General features: G+C 48.1%; 14 protein-coding genes and 1 tRNA gene. 2 read left to right on the top strand and 13 right to left on the bottom strand.

Annotated features, from left to right (window positions below; genetic code table 11):
- Positions 1-61: 61 nt before the first annotated feature.
- The 4 genes from D0S45_02425 to D0S45_02410 all read right to left on the bottom strand — a co-directional run bounded on the left by D0S45_02425 (position 62) and on the right by D0S45_02410 (position 4,922).
- Complete coding sequence (locus D0S45_02425) at positions 62-1,300, bottom strand: anaerobic sulfatase maturase (protein ID TIH20216.1); 1,239 nt, start codon at positions 1,298-1,300, stop codon at positions 62-64.
- Between the two features lie 100 nt (positions 1,301-1,400).
- The gene (locus tag D0S45_02420; protein TIH20215.1) at positions 1,401-2,126 is read right to left on the bottom strand and encodes an acyl-ACP thioesterase; all 726 of its coding nucleotides are present in this window, start codon (positions 2,124-2,126) and stop codon (positions 1,401-1,403) included.
- Positions 2,127-2,128: 2 nt separating this feature from the next.
- Entirely contained in the window at positions 2,129-4,246 is a 2,118-nt protein-coding gene (gene shc, locus D0S45_02415) for a squalene--hopene cyclase (GenBank protein TIH20214.1), read from the bottom strand.
- A gap of 67 nt (positions 4,247-4,313) precedes the next feature.
- The gene (locus tag D0S45_02410; GenBank protein TIH20213.1) at positions 4,314-4,922 is read right to left on the bottom strand and encodes a TetR/AcrR family transcriptional regulator; all 609 of its coding nucleotides are present in this window, start codon (positions 4,920-4,922) and stop codon (positions 4,314-4,316) included.
- Positions 4,923-5,303: 381 nt separating this feature from the next.
- Between D0S45_02410 and D0S45_02405 the strand changes: the two genes are divergently transcribed.
- Positions 5,304-5,380: transfer RNA gene (locus D0S45_02405), tRNA-Arg, on the top strand.
- 139 nt (positions 5,381-5,519) lie between these two features.
- Here D0S45_02405 and D0S45_02400 read toward each other — a convergent pair.
- The 3 genes from D0S45_02400 to D0S45_02390 form a co-directional block, all read right to left on the bottom strand.
- Positions 5,520-6,311 carry a DUF4145 domain-containing protein gene (locus D0S45_02400; GenBank protein ID TIH20212.1) on the bottom strand — a complete coding sequence of 264 codons (792 nt, stop codon included), beginning with the start codon at positions 6,309-6,311 and terminating at the stop codon, positions 5,520-5,522.
- 29 nt (positions 6,312-6,340) lie between these two features.
- Positions 6,341-7,195: a hypothetical protein gene (locus tag D0S45_02395; GenBank protein TIH20211.1), complete on the bottom strand. Its 855-nt coding sequence runs from the start codon at positions 7,193-7,195 to the stop codon at positions 6,341-6,343.
- A 475-nt stretch (positions 7,196-7,670) separates the two neighbouring features.
- Positions 7,671-8,300: a trimeric intracellular cation channel family protein gene (locus D0S45_02390; GenBank protein ID TIH20210.1), complete on the bottom strand. Its 630-nt coding sequence runs from the start codon at positions 8,298-8,300 to the stop codon at positions 7,671-7,673.
- A 248-nt stretch (positions 8,301-8,548) separates the two neighbouring features.
- Between D0S45_02390 and D0S45_02385 the strand changes: the two genes are divergently transcribed.
- Positions 8,549-8,821, top strand: a complete 273-nt coding sequence (locus tag D0S45_02385; GenBank protein TIH20209.1) for a Nif11-like leader peptide family natural product precursor — start codon at positions 8,549-8,551, stop codon at positions 8,819-8,821.
- Positions 8,822-8,956: 135 nt separating this feature from the next.
- On the opposite strand, the gene D0S45_02380 is transcribed toward D0S45_02385, so the two are convergent.
- From D0S45_02380 to D0S45_02355, 6 genes are all read right to left on the bottom strand, one after another.
- Positions 8,957-9,625: a GntR family transcriptional regulator gene (locus D0S45_02380; GenBank protein ID TIH20208.1), complete on the bottom strand. Its 669-nt coding sequence runs from the start codon at positions 9,623-9,625 to the stop codon at positions 8,957-8,959.
- A 251-nt stretch (positions 9,626-9,876) separates the two neighbouring features.
- Positions 9,877-11,106, bottom strand: a complete 1,230-nt coding sequence (locus tag D0S45_02375; GenBank protein TIH20207.1) for a hypothetical protein — start codon at positions 11,104-11,106, stop codon at positions 9,877-9,879.
- A gap of 60 nt (positions 11,107-11,166) precedes the next feature.
- On the bottom strand, positions 11,167-12,447 hold the full coding sequence (locus tag D0S45_02370) for a TRAP transporter large permease (GenBank protein TIH20206.1): 1,281 nt from the start codon (positions 12,445-12,447) through the stop codon (positions 11,167-11,169).
- 13 nt (positions 12,448-12,460) lie between these two features.
- Positions 12,461-12,979 carry a TRAP transporter small permease gene (locus D0S45_02365; protein TIH20205.1) on the bottom strand — a complete coding sequence of 173 codons (519 nt, stop codon included), beginning with the start codon at positions 12,977-12,979 and terminating at the stop codon, positions 12,461-12,463.
- A gap of 33 nt (positions 12,980-13,012) precedes the next feature.
- Positions 13,013-14,011, bottom strand: a complete 999-nt coding sequence (locus D0S45_02360) for a TRAP transporter substrate-binding protein (GenBank protein TIH20204.1) — start codon at positions 14,009-14,011, stop codon at positions 13,013-13,015.
- A 129-nt stretch (positions 14,012-14,140) separates the two neighbouring features.
- Positions 14,141-15,142 carry a D-cysteine desulfhydrase gene (locus D0S45_02355; protein ID TIH20203.1) on the bottom strand — a complete coding sequence of 334 codons (1,002 nt, stop codon included), beginning with the start codon at positions 15,140-15,142 and terminating at the stop codon, positions 14,141-14,143.
- Positions 15,143-15,156: the final 14 nt, after the last annotated feature.

The raw sequence follows: 15,156 nt of genomic DNA, 5'->3' as shown, positions 1-15,156 counted from the left end.
CCGCTCCTTATACTTAAAACCACTATACGTGAAAATGATGAATAGGTGCAAGTTTTATTAATTATGCTCCGCAGCACCGCTTATACTTTTTCCCGCTTCCGCAGGGGCAGGGCTGATTTCTACCGAGTTTGTTGGAGCTCTTTTCTGTGTCGCGGCTTTTCGCCTGCATGGCAGAATATTGTTTTTTCCATTCTTGGGATAACTGGCGGAATCTTTTGTCTGAATATTCAAAGAACATCTTGTATGCCGGGCATAGATGGTTGAAGGCATTTCCGTCCTCAGTTGTAAATCGGTCCTTGGGACATCCGCCCCGGCAGAGAGGTAGCCAGCAGCAGTGGATACACTGGTTTGGCAGATTGGCTTTTCTACAACCGAAAGTCTGTTGCCTACCGGAATTCAGCATATCAGACAGGCTGGAATCTTTCAGACTCCCGAGATACCATTCCGGCTGAACAAAGAAGTCGCAGGAAAAGACATCGCCGTTGTGCTCCACCACCACATAGGTTCCGCATTCATCCAGCAGGGTGCATTCCGGCGGAGGGTGCCCTATGTAATGATGAAATAATGAATCAAACATGCGTACAGAAGTGGTAGGCGTAAGGCCTGAAAAATCTTCCATCCAAAGGTCGAAAATGCGGCATAGAAAAGAGCCGTATTCTTCGGCAGGAACTGAGAAAGATGATAGACAGGAGGGATCGTTGTTGTCCGTTTCCACACAGGGGATGAATTGCATATGAGTTAAACCAAGATATTTATGAAACTGGTATATCTCGTCTGGAAAACGAACCGTGTGATCGTTTACAACAATGAGTGCGTTTACTGCCAGATCGGCGACAAGCATTTTTTCGGCATTGGCTACGACATTTTTCCAAGTGCCGTTTCCGTTTCGGCTTTTGCGGTAGTGGTCGTGCACGTGCTCCGGGCCGTCCAGAGACAAACCTACGAGCCAGTTGTATGATTTAAGGAAATCTACCCATTCATCGTTAATGAGCAAACCGTTGGTCTGTAGTCCGTTGCCTACCATTTGCCCACGCCCGAAGCGTTGCTGCAACGCAACGCATTTTTGGTAGAATTCCAGCCCCATCAACGTAGGTTCTCCGCCCTGCCAGATAAAATTGACCTGATTATCCGATTGCTCCATGGTTTGGCGAATCAGCTCTTCCAGTACATCCCCAGACATGCGATGGATCGGGCTATCATTAAATAGTTCGTTTTTTTTCAGATAGAAACAATAGGTGCAGGCCATGTTGCAGTCCGGTCCTGCCGGTTTGATCAGGATGGTTTGGAGAGGTTTACGCATCCTTTTTTGTATCATCCTGGTGTGGTGATGTCTGCACAAAAAAGCTCAGGATACGAACATCGCATCCTGAGTTTCTAATCTTTATCTATAAATAAATTGTCTATTCAACTTTTATGGCAAAAGCAGCTTTTCCTTCAGTCTCATTCAATCCGATCAATTCAAACCCGCCATTTTCACAGCCACAATCCATCAAGTTTATAGAGTTGCCCTCAAAGACTTCAGACAAGAAGGCGATGCGGATGGAGCTGACTTTGTTTTGGTCAAATCCTTTTTGACGCAAACTGTCAAAGGACCAGCGCAGGTATTCGGTGTTGTTGACGTGACCATTGGCATCGAGGGAACTGTAGCCTACGTTTAGGGAACGTATTTCCTTTTCAGGTGTGCCCGGACGCAGCCGTTTCATTGCATCAGGGAATACACAGCGATCCTGCGCATGCAGATTTAGTCGCTGGTCGATGGCTATGGGCCTGCGCGTTTCAGCGTTCAGCACCATCCATTCGGAAGAGGCGCGGACGATCTCGCGACCGTTTTCATCACAGCCGGAAAACTCGCGGAAGGCACGCAGTTTCTTTGCTCCCCGTGACCATGTGGTCAGGGAAAATGTCTTTTCGCGTAATGGAAGTTCCTCGATCTCTATGCGCATGGAGGTCAGCACCCAGAAGCAGTTCAGCTCCGCCATATCTTTAATACCGAATCCCAGAGAGTCGGCATGGGCAGTGGCGGCCTCTTGCAATCTGCACATGAGCCAGTGGCAGTGCATGCGGTCATCAGGGCCTGTTTCATAGGCCGGGACCGTGTTGCTGATCAGAAGTGAACCGTTGTTCATTTCTACCACTTCCTGCCGAGGTCAAGCGGAGAAGTGCGGCGCATCATGATCTGTTTGGTGTCTTCCTCTGCTGAGAATCGCTGGTACACGCCCAGCGCCCACATGGGGAAGTATTGGGAGTAGCCGTGATAGCGCAGGTAGAATACACGCGGGAATCCGGTTCCGGTGTACAGGGTTTCATCCCAGCTGCCGTCCTCTTTCTGAGTATCCAGCAGGTAACGGACGCCTCGGCTGACAGCCTTGGAGTTTACCCGTCCGGCTGCCATGAGTCCCAGCAGGGCCCATGAGGTCTGGGAGGCGGTGGAATCACCAAGCCCGGCGTAATTCTTATCGTTGTAGCTCAGGCAGGATTCACCCCAGCCGCCGTCTTTGTTCTGGTGGTTTTCAAACCATTCCACAGCCTTGCAGACGTAGGAAGAATTCATGTCTTCCCCGGCCTGACGCAGACCGCAAAGCACGGACCATGTTCCATAAATATAGTTAACACCCCAGCGACCGAACCATGAACCGTCGTCTTCCTGTTCTTTTTTCAGGAATTCAATACCGTCCTTGATGGGGCGGAAGCTCTTGTCGTAACCGATTACGCCCAGCAGCTCGATAACACGGGCTGTCAGATCTGAAGTGGGCGGGTCGAGCAGGGCTCCGTGATCCGCAAAGGGGATGTCGTTCAGGTACTCAGCGCAGTTGTCGATATCGAATGCTGCCCAGCCGCCGTTGGAGGACTGCATGCCGATGAGCCAGTTTACGCCCTTGACGAAATTTTCGTTGTGCTCGGGCTGATCCAGAACCCCGGCGCGGCACATGGCCATGAGTACCATGGCGGTGTCATCAAGGTCCGGGTAGAAGGTGTTCTCGAACTGGAAAGCCCAGCCACCGCCTTCAAGCTTGGGGGCTTTGGAAATCCAGTCGCCACGGAAGAAAATCTGCTGATCCCAGAGCCATTTCAGGGACTGCTGAGTGCATTTGCTGTCATGATCTTCGCCCGCTTCCATCATGGCTGAAAGGGCCAAACAGGTATCCCAGATGGGAGAGTTGCAGGGCTGGCACATGGCCTGTTCAAGGTTCTCCGCAGTTCCGTGGTTGGGGGAAAGATCCAGTTCCGGTGCAGCAGAAAGCTCTGCGCCACCTGTGATTACAGTGTGTTCCCACGGAGATTTTTCAGGCACGTGGAATTTATCGACCATGAGATCGTCCACAGACTGCATGCCGCGTGCGAAATCCGGGTCCGATTCATCGTATCTGAGCAGGTGCATGGCTGTGACTGCATTAGCCATTGCCGGGAAGATAGCACCGATGCCGCCGCGTCCGGCCATGTGTTCGCGGGTCCATTTTTCCGCAAAGTTCAGGGCCTTTTTGTTGATGGACTTGGGCACCAGATGCATGGTCCGCTTGAGTACGCGGTCCAGCAGGATGAAAAGATTTTTGCGCCAGCCTTTATCACGGAACTTATCTATATGAATGTGTTCTTCCGCTGGTTTGCAGAAGAGTTCAGGCACAGCTTCTTCGGGACGCAAGCGGCAGACCGGCTGCTTGGCGTAAATGATCAGTAGCGGATAGATAACCGAGCGGGACCAGTAGGATACTTTATCCAGATGGAAAAAGAACCATTTAGGCAGCAGCACGATTTCAATGGGCATGGCCGGGGGGCAGTGCCACGGAATCTGGCCGAAGGTGGCAAGGCAGATGCGGGTGAAAACATTGGACGTTTCCGCTCCGCCCTTGGCAAGGATGATCTGGCGGGCTCGGACCATGTGTTCCGCATCTTTGTTATCGCCGAGAATTTTGAGGGCCATGTATGCTTTGACTGAAGCACTGATGTTCACCGGGCCGTCATTATCATGCAGGGGCCAGCCGCCATCGGGCATCTGTTTGGCGCGGATGTAGTTGCCCAGCCTTTCAGCAAGGCCTTTATCCATCTTGCGGCCCAGAAATCTATTGAACATGATGTATTCGGAAGGGATGGTTACATCCGCTTCAAGTGCGAAAACCCAGTATCCTTCAGGGGATTGCAGGGAGCGGAACCGTTTCATTACCCGGTTCAGGGCGTCCTTGGGCCGCAGGAGCGATACAACGTGGTTTTTGGCCTTCTTGTTTATTTTCATGGCGGTTTTCTTGTTCATGGTGAATTCCTTTATATAAGCGGATTTTATCCGACCCGTGCGAAAAAGATTTGTTCGATTATAGTAATCAGCCGATGGCGTCAACAGCGGAGTCAATTACCTGCGATTTTAACCTATCAAGCGGACCCCATTCAAAAGTGGGATAGGTGATCAAAAGGGAGGTCAGTCCGTGGGTGGCGGCGACCACTGAGTTGGCGGTGACTAGAATTTCTTCGTCGGAAGAATTGGCAGGTAGGCAATCCTTTACGCATTTATTGATGCGATTATACATGGTCTTGCCAAGTGGATTGTGCTGGAAGTGTGAATCGTGGTCCTTCCAGAGGTCGCTTTCCATCATAAAGCCCACCCGGTAGGCACTGGGGTTTTCAAGGCCCATGTCCACAAGGGTATAGAGAATATTTTTTAAAGCCTCACGCGGGGGAGGCGTAGTAGCGATGATTCGGTTTATGCGATGTAGGAAATCCCGGTAAGTCTCTTCGGTAAGGCAGAGGAAGAGTTCTTTTTTATCTTTAAAATGATGATAAATAGTAGTGGGCGAATAGCCGATGGTGGTAGCCAGCTTACGCATGGAAACCTGCGCGTACCCGTGCTCGGCAAAGAGCTTGCGGGCAGCGTCCAGAATTAGCATGCGCAAGGGCTGCTGCGGCGTATCTATTGTTTTTGAAGTAGCATTCATGGTTGATTCTCCTGTGCTTAACGGTGTTAAGCTGAGAGCGTTCTGTCATGAATGTATGCGGCTGTCAACAAAATGTAACGTCAGACAACTAAGAAAGCACCATCTGCGGCGTTGCTGCGAAAAAGGTTGAAACTCACGTATGTCAATATACGCTTCGTTCCAACCTTTTTCTTGCGCCTTGCATCTGGCACTTTCTTAGTTGTCTGAGAGCTTGATTCTGACAATTGGTGTGGTACGGGCGGACAACAGTGGTTATCCTGACTATGTAGAAAAATAAGAAGAATGTTTAAAAATTGCTTGCAATCAAAAACCGGTTTGGATATAAATTCTCGCCTCGGACGGAGAAATGCGTTAGCTTTTTTCCATCCGGCCACATAGGGTGGCCCCGTAGCTCAGTCGGATAGAGCACAGGATTCCTAATCCTGGTGCCGCAGGTTCGATTCCTGCCGGGGTCACCAATTAGTACAAAACTATTATAATATTAAAGGGTTAACTTATTTTCTGAGTTAACCCTTTTCTGCGTTTATTTGCGGTTTTTTTGGTGTGCTGCCAACCGGGGTGGGTGAGTAGTGTTGTGATTGTTGTTATAGTTAAATGTTATTGCTTATTATCTCTTTTTTCTATTCCGTCTAACTTAGACTGAGGAAGATCGCTATATAGGTCATCAATTTGTTTGGGACGTGAAATCATCTCATCTGCAATAATGTTAACTAAGTTAAAAAGTTTGTATGCAACGTCTTTGTTATCATTGAGGTCTATTTCGCCGGGGTGCACTGCGTCATTCCCTATAACTCGTACAATGTCTAAAGCTTTTTGAATTTTAGAATTAAGTCCTTTAGAGACTAAACTAGCGATATCTTTATTGATGTTTTTGCCGTCTTCTCCAAGATGTTTGCACATTTTTTGAATAGCTAGACGAAGTAAGGCTGCAGCTCCTCTAGGAGAGTTGTCGACAATGTTTCTGGCTTCTTCAAAGTCTGTCAGAATGTCATCGGGAATGTCTGCGTTAGGTTTGATATTATATTTTTGATTCGGGTAAATGAGTTTGTCATGTACCCAAATACAGATTTTTTTGCATGCAAAGCACTTACTTGTATGAACGTTTACAACATTTGTTGAGTTGTAAATGTTTTTTTCAGAACCCTCGTAAAAGATATTGCCTGCTCTGACTTCTTCAACATATTTTATGATTCCTTCTTTGGCTTCAAAGGAATGGTCATTGTTATTTCTTATGTCGTCAATAGTGCTCTGAGTGGGAATCCATGGTAAACCTGATTTGCCAATGTCTTTTAAACATAGTCTTTTCCATGATTGACTTGTGTAAGCCCCACAATGAGGACATTCGAATGCATTTTTTGAAATCGATGCTGGGTGGCTTTGTGTTTTCATTTGTTTATTTTATATGATTAAATGTTTATCTACGAATCAATCCAGTTGTTAATTCCTGAATCAGAAGTTATTATGCTTTTTTTGTCTAGTTTTCTGAAAAACATAAAACCTGATTTAGTTAATTCTCCTTCAGAATCAGCATAGCCACGTAAAATTAAAGCTGCTATAAACTCTTCTGGCATAGTTTTAATGCTCTGACGAAAATAGGCTTTACTTTTTGAATATCTTGAAAATGAAATTTTCTTAGCAAGATCTTTTGCAAACTGTATAAAGAATGGACCTTCGTCCGGAAAAACTTTTAATTCTTCGATCTCTCGTTCCTTTTCTCGTAGTGCAGCACTTAATTGTTCAATGCGAACAAGAAATTCATCAGCTTTAGCACTGTTGCCACTTTCTTTCTTAAATGTTTCTTTTACAAATTCTTTAAGCTCAGCTTTAGCATCCTCTACTTCTTCTTTCTTTTTATTTATTTCTTCAGGTGTGCCTTGTGGGGGTAAATAGTCAAATATTCTATCCTGCCACTTTGAATTATTTTCATCAATGTTGCGTAATTTTTCCCCAAATCCACTTTCTATCTTGGCAAGTAGTTCACTAATATCTTTGGTGAATTTATATGTATTGTCATAGAATAAGTTGCTGGACTCAGTAGCCTTAAAATAAAACAGGGCAGAAATAAGAATGGAAAAGAATGCCAAGACAAGTGAGAGTAAAGTGGGAAAATCAATTGTCAAATCTGTTTTGACTGTCACTATTTTATAGCCACAGACTGCAACAAAAATGATAGTGCAAATAGATTTGACCAAGTCCCATAATGTTGCTGTTTTTATCTTATATCTTTGAGACATTGTTTTATTTTCAACCATATTTCTTTGACTCTCTGACATTTCGATCGCTCCTGAAACGATTAAAAAATATACAAATTTCTATATACCCAGCAAAAACAAAAAGGAAGTCATAAATCGAAATAACATATATTGACCTGATTTTTTGTTTCATGGGTGTCTCTTCATGTTCAACAGCGTATAACAAAATAAACTTCGGTCAACCGAAGAATCCGAGCAACCACGACGATCAAAAGAAAAACAGTATCCAAATCTAATCAAACAATCAGACCACACCACAACCTGATCCACAGAATCACCAAAAAAATCAACCCACCCCAGTGACCAAATCAAACCAATCAGGATAACCTTCAATTTTCATAATTATTTAACAATATGAAATTGAAGGAGATTTGCTGATGCACGGACTTGACGACTCACTGTTTAACGTAATCTTTTCATACACCAGAAAGCAGGCAATCGAAGACGGAAACCTGATCGATGTGACCGGGCAGGCGAAAGAAACCGAATTCAAGGTTCAATTGTTATCCTGACTGTCATCACCACAATAAGTCAGCCAGCGCGGATAATATAAGTTGTAATGAATTGCGAGAAGGCGAAAAGCAATTATCGTTGCGACACCGCATAGCCATGAACTGTTGAAAGCTGGGAAAAATTGGTCGAGTAGTGCATACAGAATTGCACCTAAGAGAGCAGGGGTTGCATAGAATTCTCTTCCAAGTAGCAAAGGCATTCTTCCGGTGAGAACGTCACGCAGCATGCCGCCTGAAATACCGGTGACAAGTCCCATCAGTACTGAAACCGTATAGTTGTTACCTAGGCTCAGGGCTTTTTGCATGGCGGTTATAGTAAATAGGGCCATTCCGAATGTATCAATATAGACAAAAAATTTCAGGATGCGGGAAACGTGGCGGACACAAAAGAATGTAACGATTGCAGCGATTATAGCCACCCATAGATAGGTCAGGTCCGCTATCCAGAATACCGGGTGGGAATCGAGAATCATGTCCCTTAAAGTTCCGCCGCCGAGTGCTGTAACTACGCCGAGCAAGACGATACTGAATATATCCATATTCCGTTTTCCTGCTGCAATTACTCCTGTTACGGAAAAAGCAACAATTCCCAACATTCCAAAATAATACACCATGGAGATTTATCCTTTGCCTATTTAAGGTAATCTATAGTCGTAACCGAATCAGCGCAGTGGCTGAAATAACTCAAAATACCTCAAAATAACAACCACTCCTTTCTGTCCCTGCAATTCAAAAATGGATCTATCACGGCAAGTGTCTAGCCTTAATCTGTGTGAAAAAATATACCTTACCTTGCTCCAAATCACAGCCCAAGTTAATATCAGACATGACCGTGTAACCCAAAGACCGTTGGAGGGCAGGTATGTCAGTCGAAAATGCCAGAGCTTTTATTGAAAAGGTCAAGTCGGACGGCGCGTTCAGCGCACAAATCAACAATGCAGAATCCAAAGAGGCGCGTGTGCGGATAGCCAAGGAGGCTGGATTAGAATTTACCGAGCAGGAATATCAGGACGTAACCTCGCAACTTCCAACTTGGACCATGGATGACTGGCTGGCGGCCCGGCGGGCTTATGACGCTTTCGAGACAAGTTGGCTGGCAGGTGAATTTAATCCTTGGCGTAGCGACTTAGAGTAGCCTCGAAGCTGAAACATTAAATATACGTCAGTTCCTAAAAGTACGTGTGCCGGACACAATAAAAAAGGGTTAACTCTTAAGCAGAGCTAACCCTTTCCAATTCCATTAAGAATCAAAATATCTTAACTAAAAAAACTACCCCTTATGAACATCCACGCCATACTTGGACATGCGCTTTCCGGAATCGGTGTAGTGCTTGCGGATGGTCTTTTCCAATCTGCTCGGACGCCCGGATTTGAGGGCTTCCAGAATTTCGAGATGGCGTTCGTATACCTGCGTGGAGGTGTAGAGGTTGATCCAGTATTTGTAGAGCAGGAATTTTGAGATGCCCTGACAGGATCTGCGGCAGAGCTCGATGAGCAGTTCATTATCAATGCGTGAGAAAAGGATATTGTGAAACGTGGTATCCAGCTTGGTCAAAGATGCATGGTCCTTGCCGGACTCGGCTACTTCGCGCATTTGTTCTAAAATCTGCTCAAGATTGGAAATATCTTCGTCTGTGTAGAGCGGCAGGGCCTGTGTTACGGCTGCGGCTTCCAGCACTCCACCTGTGAAGTAACTGTCTACTATCTGCTTGGCTGTGAGGGCTGAAACGTGTTTGCCTTTCTGCGGCTCGGATTTGATGAGTCCTTCTCTGGCAAGTATCTGTAATGCTTCACGGATGGGCGCACGGCTGATACCGAGTTTCTCTGCAAGCAGCACTTCCTTGACCTGATCGCCGGGGGACAGTTCTCCCTCAAGGATGGATTGCTTAATATATTCAGCAACTTGTTCGCTGTATGTGAGTTTCTTGATGCCGTCCATGGAATCTCCGGTACTGAAAGGGTCGTGTGTATCTGATAGTATTTTATTAAAAATTTGTGTCATTTAGATATCGTGAAGTTTATGGGTTGTCGAGTTTTACCAGCAGGAATTTTCTGTGGAACGGTGTGTCCGCGCCGCGTTCAGTGCTTGGTCTTGCGGAGAAATGTTAATGAGTTTTCGGGTCTTACTGGTTGAAAAACAGAAGCAGACCTTCCATTTGGAAGGCCTGCATGTCAATATTATTAATCTGTTTAGAACAAAAATGAATGTTCAGCCGGGCTGAATGCGAAACGCTCTTCCAATTGGGCCTGTGCTTTTTCGGCATTTGCTGCCAGCACAGGTAATGAGCGTCCGATTACATCCATGTATTTGGTTGCGTCAGCGGTGTTGAATGCCGGGATCTTCCATTCATTGATGTAACCTTCGGAAACAGCCATAGATAGTACCGCGCTGGTGCCGGGCATAATTCCGCCACCACCAACCTGATCGTTCATGTGCGAACTCATGAAAGTTACGCCGCCTGCGTCCTGACTTACGATTAAAGCCAGCTCGCTGATGAGCTTTACCTTTTCTGCGGAAGTTGCCGCATTGGTAAAAGTTTCGCCGATTTCGGTGATGCGTTTGCCGAGAGCCTGCACCGCGTCTTTGAGTTCGCCAGTGTGGCGGGGGTAGGCTGCGTCGGAATTGATATAGGGCAGGCCTGCTGCTTCTGCGCCGGAAAGCAGGGCTTCGTATACGTACTGGTTGTCCGCTTCGGCATTGATGCGCACCCACATGCGGTCATGATCAATGCCTGCGCAAAGGGACGGGACGTAGGCTTTGCTCTCGAGGATGATGGTCGGCAGACGCTCAAGCCCGAGATCTTTCATGGCCCGGCCCTTGTCACCGAGGGCGATGTTGCCTTCGAGATCTTCGTCAGGCCCAAGGCCGCCTTCATTGGCGTTGACCAGTGCCATTACGGAGACCGGAATTTCATCTATGAGCAGACGGGTTCCGATGCAGCCGCCGATTTTGTTGGGCATGTCTTCATTGCCGCGAATGAAACTGCCGGGAAATTTCTTTTCAAAGGTGTCCATTACAGCCAGACAGCAGGCAGCCTGAAATGCCACCGGACCTTCCAGAACTCCCTGACCATAAATACGGCCGAAGACCTGAAAAGCTACGGACTGACTGTATGTTGCATCCAGACCTTTTGCGGAAGTGACGAAGGTGGCTTCGTACGGGGTAAAGCTGCGGCGGGCGGTGGCCTTGCCTGTGCCGCCGTCTGTGGTGGTGACAGTCACTTCGCCGGAAAGGACGTCTACTGATGCTTCGGCGATGGTGGTGTCAGCGGGATAGGCTTTTTTGATGATCTCAATGGCGGTGGCGAATCCGGCGGAATCATCCTGCACAAAACCGCAATGGCTGTGTACGTGTCCGACTCCGGCATGGCCGGAAATACCGAGGATGCTTTTTCCTTCAGGATGGGGAGTAATCTGCATGCGTTTTGCTCCGAAAAATGATTGCCCGCCGTCTGGAGGAAGACGGCGGGCAAAGTATTATTACAGCCCGGGCAGCCAGAGTGCCAAGGGCGGGAAGAAGACAATAACAAGAAGTGCCAGAATCATAGTGAACAGGAAGGGCATAACTGCGGCACTGAGTTTCTCAATGCTGATGTTACCGATACTGCAACCTACGAAGAGGTTAACGCCAACCGGAGGAGTCAGGAAGCCCATGGAAGCACAGACGATCATGACAATACCGAAGTGGATCGGGTTCATGCCCAGAACCTTGACCACAGGCAGGAGCAGCGGGGTCAGGATCAGGATGTTTGCAAGTGCGTCCATGAAAGTACCCATGATCAGCAGGAATACCAGAATGATCGGGATGAGAACGTACTTGTTATCGGAAACTCCAACAAGGAAGTTAACGAGCATGTCGGGCACATTGTAAAATAGCAGGATCTGACCCAGCGCAGTCGCTGTTGCAACCACCAGAAATATGGATGCGGTGGTCAGGGCAGTACCCTTGAAGATTTCAGTTACCTTGTTCCAGCTCAGGGTGCGCAGTACAAGTCCTTCGGCAACAAAGGCGTAGAGAACCGCGATAACACCTGCTTCGGTGGGAGTGGTCAGACCGCCGTAAATGCCGCCGAGAACGATGAGCGGAACCATGAGAGCAACGATGGAGTCTTTGAGAGCAACCATGATTTCTTTGAAGGTGGCGCGTTCACCGGAACCGGTGTAGCCGTACTTCTTGGAAAGAAAGTAGCTGCATGCCATGAGGCAGAGACCAACGAAGATACCGGGAAGAACACCTGCGATGAACAGGTCACCGACAGAAACACCGGCTGTGGTGCCGTAAATGATCAGCGGAACACTGGGCGGAATCATAACGCCCAGACAACCTGCTGCGGTGTTGACGGCAGTAGAGAAGGAGGTGCTGTATCCTTCTTTTTTCATGGAGGGGACCATGATTCCGCCAACAGCCGCAACAGTTGCAGGTGCTGAACCGGACAATGCTCCGTAGAACATGCTGGTTAGGATGGAAATGTGGGCCATTCCGCCGGTGATGTGGCCGACGAGGCGCTTAGAAACGGTCAGCAGACGCTGGGCCATACTTCCTTTCTGCATGATCTCACCCGCCATAATGAAGAACGGGACAGCCATGAGCGGGAAGACATCAAGAGATGTGACCATTTTCTGAATCAGGAACTCGTAGGGCAGCATGTCGCCTGCCCAGATACCCACGACAACGCTCATTCCGATGGCGACGCCGATGGGCACGCTCAGGAACAGAAACGACGCGAGTGAAAGAAATGTAAGAACAATTGCGGTATCCATATATATAAACCTTCTATTTTTCCACCGGGGAGGCGAATTTAATATCTCCCCGCAGGATGGAGAGCACGCGCTGTGCGGTGCGGATGGCCATGAAGCTCATACCGACGGGAACACTAAGGAAGACCCAGTACATTTGGATTTCAAGGGCTGGAGTCTTCTGGCCTGTGCCTGCGAGGAAGTTAACCATCTGAAACCCCCAGACTGCGGTGCAGACGCAGAATCCTATGGTGCATACATAGGCTGCAAGGGTCACATATTTTGCGAAATTATGGCCGAAGGTGCGGAGAATGGTTACTTCCAGATGGCGGTCTTTTTGGGTTGCGTAGCTACAACCGACATAGACGGACCAGATGAAGAGGTAGCGGGCCAACTCTTCAGACCAGTCCAGCGAACTTTGCAGGACGTAGCGCATGAAGACCTGCACTGCGATGATCAGGGCCATGCCTGCGAGACAGGTAGACGAGACGACCCCTTCGACTTTATCGAATAAATTTTTACTCATGGCGCTCACGCTTTTTTGAACAGCGGCCACCGGGAAAGGTTGTTCCGGTGGCCGCTGTATGTTTTATTTATTGCCGGAAGCGATAGTTGCTTTAGCTCTTTCAATCAGGTCTTTACCGATACGTTTTTCAAACTGTGCGTATACGCCTTTGGTGGCTTCAGCCCAGCGAGCACGTTCTTCAGGAGTGAGAGTGTAAACGGTCACGCCTTTGTCGGCCAGTTTAGCCATGATTTCTTTTTCGCCGTCACGGATAAGCTTACGCTCGTACAGTTTAGCTTCTTCGAAAGCTTCGAGAACGATTACTTTGTCAGCGTCGTCGAGAGAGTCGAGGAAACGCTTGGACATCATAACGAGGTGGGGGGAGTACAGGGAGTTAACGATGGTCAGGTTGTTGTTAACTTCGGGGAAGTTGTTGTGCCATGCGAGGTTCAGGTCGATGTCGATACCATCAACAGTTTTCTGCTGCAAAGCGGTGTATACTTCACCCCAGGAAATAGGAGTGGGGTTGATGCCGAGAGCCTTCAGAGTTGCGATGTGTGCTTTAGAAGGAGTGGAGCGGATTTTGAGGCCCTTGGCGTCTGCAAGAGTCTTAACGGTGCGTTGGTTGTTCCAGAGGTTACGGAAACCGATTTCAATGTAGCCGAGGCCGATGATGCCGGTTTTTTCCAGTGCTTTAGCTGCGGTCATGCCGATAGGACCGTCGGTGATAAGGTCAGCGGACTCGTAAGTGGGGAACAGGAAGGGCAGGTCGAAAATCAGGAAATCATCGGAAAAAGGTGCCAGGTTCGGAGTGGAAGCGGAGCCCATCTGCAACATGTTGAACTGCAAGCCCTGAACTACTGCGTCAAAGTTACCGAATTTGGAACTGTCGTAAATATCGACACGGAACTTGCCGTCAGTGCGGGTTTCAACGAGTTCTTTGAATTTTTCAAAAGCCTGACCCATGGGATGCTGGGGGACGTTGGGGTGGGCCAATTTGATAACAGTGGGACCTGCAAACGCGGCGGTGGACATAACCAGAACAGCCACGAGAGCGATCAGCATTGCGGAAATACGAGACATTGATTTCTCCTCATTTGGGGAAGCGATTCAACAAGAGTCGTGCCGCTTCTCATTACAGAACCTTATACCTTAATAACTTTAATCCATTATTGAAAGGCCCGCACTTAAAAAGCACGGGCCATTAATTCTTTAGTCGCGAAAGGTGTCCAGGTATGCATACAGAGCGGGGGAGCCGCCAGTGTGCAGGAAGAGTACATTGGAACCTTCGGGGAAGTGTCCTTTGCGGACGAGATCTACCAGACCGGCCATTGCTTTACCGGAGTATACCGGGTCAAGCAGGATACCTTCGGTGGAAGCGAGCAGTTTAACAGCTTCAACCATGGAATCGGTGGGCAGGGAGTAGCCGGGGCCGACGTAAGAATCGAAGCATTCAATTGCTTCAGCGGGGATGCCGCCTTTTACGCCAACGCGCTCAGCAGTTTCAACTGCCAGCTTGTGAACGATTCCTTCCTGAACATCTTTAGGACGGCTTACGTTAACACCGGATACGGGGATGTTTGCGTTGCAGCCGTACATACCGACAACGATACCTGCGTGGGTTCCTGCGGAACCGGAAGGTACAACCATGTGGTCGATGTTGAGGCCCATTTCGAAGAGCTGCTGCAAAGTTTCTTCTGCGCAGGAAACATAACCGGTAGCACCGATGGTGTTGGATGCGCCGCCGGGGATGATGTAAGGCTTTTTGCCTTCAGCTTCCAGCTTTGCAGCCAGTTTTTTCATTTCGCCCATCATATCGGAGCCGCCGGGAACTACGTCGATGGATTTAACGCCCATGATCTGGAAGAGGAAGTTGTTACCGGAAGCTTCAGGTTTGTAGCTGCCTTTAACACGTTCTTCAAGGATCAGGTGGCAATCCATACCTTCTTTCACTGCCCAGGAAAGAGTCAGGCGAGCATGGTTGGACTGAACAGCGCCGCAGGTGATGATGGTGTCAGCACCGTTGTCGATAGCATCAGCGATGCAGAAGTCGAGCTTACGGGTCTTGTTACCACCGGAGCAACCGGGGAGCAGGTCATCACGTTTGATGAAGATGTTTACTTTACCACCAAGAGCTTCGGAGAAAGCCGGAACAGCTTCGATGGGAGTTGCGGACTGAACATATCCACGACGGGAAAATTTAGCGAGGTTCATAGTAATTTCCTCTT

The sequence above is a fragment of the Marinifilum sp. JC120 genome (assembly GCA_004923195.1).
Taxonomy (GTDB): Bacteria; Desulfobacterota; Desulfovibrionia; order Desulfovibrionales; family Desulfovibrionaceae; genus Maridesulfovibrio.
The sequence above is the reverse complement of the archived record's forward strand: the minus strand, read 5'-3'. Positions and strand labels throughout refer to the sequence as shown.

Excerpts from the sequence above, each read along its gene's own strand:
- D0S45_02390 (TIH20210.1), bottom strand. The coding sequence starts at position 8,300 with ATGGTGTATTATTTTGGAATGTTGGGAATTGTTGCTTTTTCCGTAACA.
- D0S45_02380 (TIH20208.1), bottom strand. The coding sequence starts at position 9,625 with ATGGACGGCATCAAGAAACTCACATACAGCGAACAAGTTGCTGAATAT.
- shc (TIH20214.1), bottom strand. The coding sequence starts at position 4,246 with ATGAACAAGAAAACCGCCATGAAAATAAACAAGAAGGCCAAAAACCAC.
- D0S45_02360 (TIH20204.1), bottom strand. The coding sequence starts at position 14,011 with ATGTCTCGTATTTCCGCAATGCTGATCGCTCTCGTGGCTGTTCTGGTT.
- D0S45_02425 (TIH20216.1), bottom strand. The coding sequence starts at position 1,300 with ATGCGTAAACCTCTCCAAACCATCCTGATCAAACCGGCAGGACCGGAC.
- D0S45_02385 (TIH20209.1), top strand. The coding sequence starts at position 8,549 with ATGTCAGTCGAAAATGCCAGAGCTTTTATTGAAAAGGTCAAGTCGGAC.
- D0S45_02420 (TIH20215.1), bottom strand. The coding sequence starts at position 2,126 with ATGAACAACGGTTCACTTCTGATCAGCAACACGGTCCCGGCCTATGAA.
- D0S45_02395 (TIH20211.1), bottom strand. The coding sequence starts at position 7,195 with ATGTCAGAGAGTCAAAGAAATATGGTTGAAAATAAAACAATGTCTCAA.
- D0S45_02370 (TIH20206.1), bottom strand. The coding sequence starts at position 12,447 with ATGGATACCGCAATTGTTCTTACATTTCTTTCACTCGCGTCGTTTCTG.
- D0S45_02375 (TIH20207.1), bottom strand. The coding sequence starts at position 11,106 with ATGCAGATTACTCCCCATCCTGAAGGAAAAAGCATCCTCGGTATTTCC.
- D0S45_02410 (TIH20213.1), bottom strand. The coding sequence starts at position 4,922 with ATGAATGCTACTTCAAAAACAATAGATACGCCGCAGCAGCCCTTGCGC.
- D0S45_02355 (TIH20203.1), bottom strand. The coding sequence starts at position 15,142 with ATGAACCTCGCTAAATTTTCCCGTCGTGGATATGTTCAGTCCGCAACT.
- D0S45_02400 (TIH20212.1), bottom strand. The coding sequence starts at position 6,311 with ATGAAAACACAAAGCCACCCAGCATCGATTTCAAAAAATGCATTCGAA.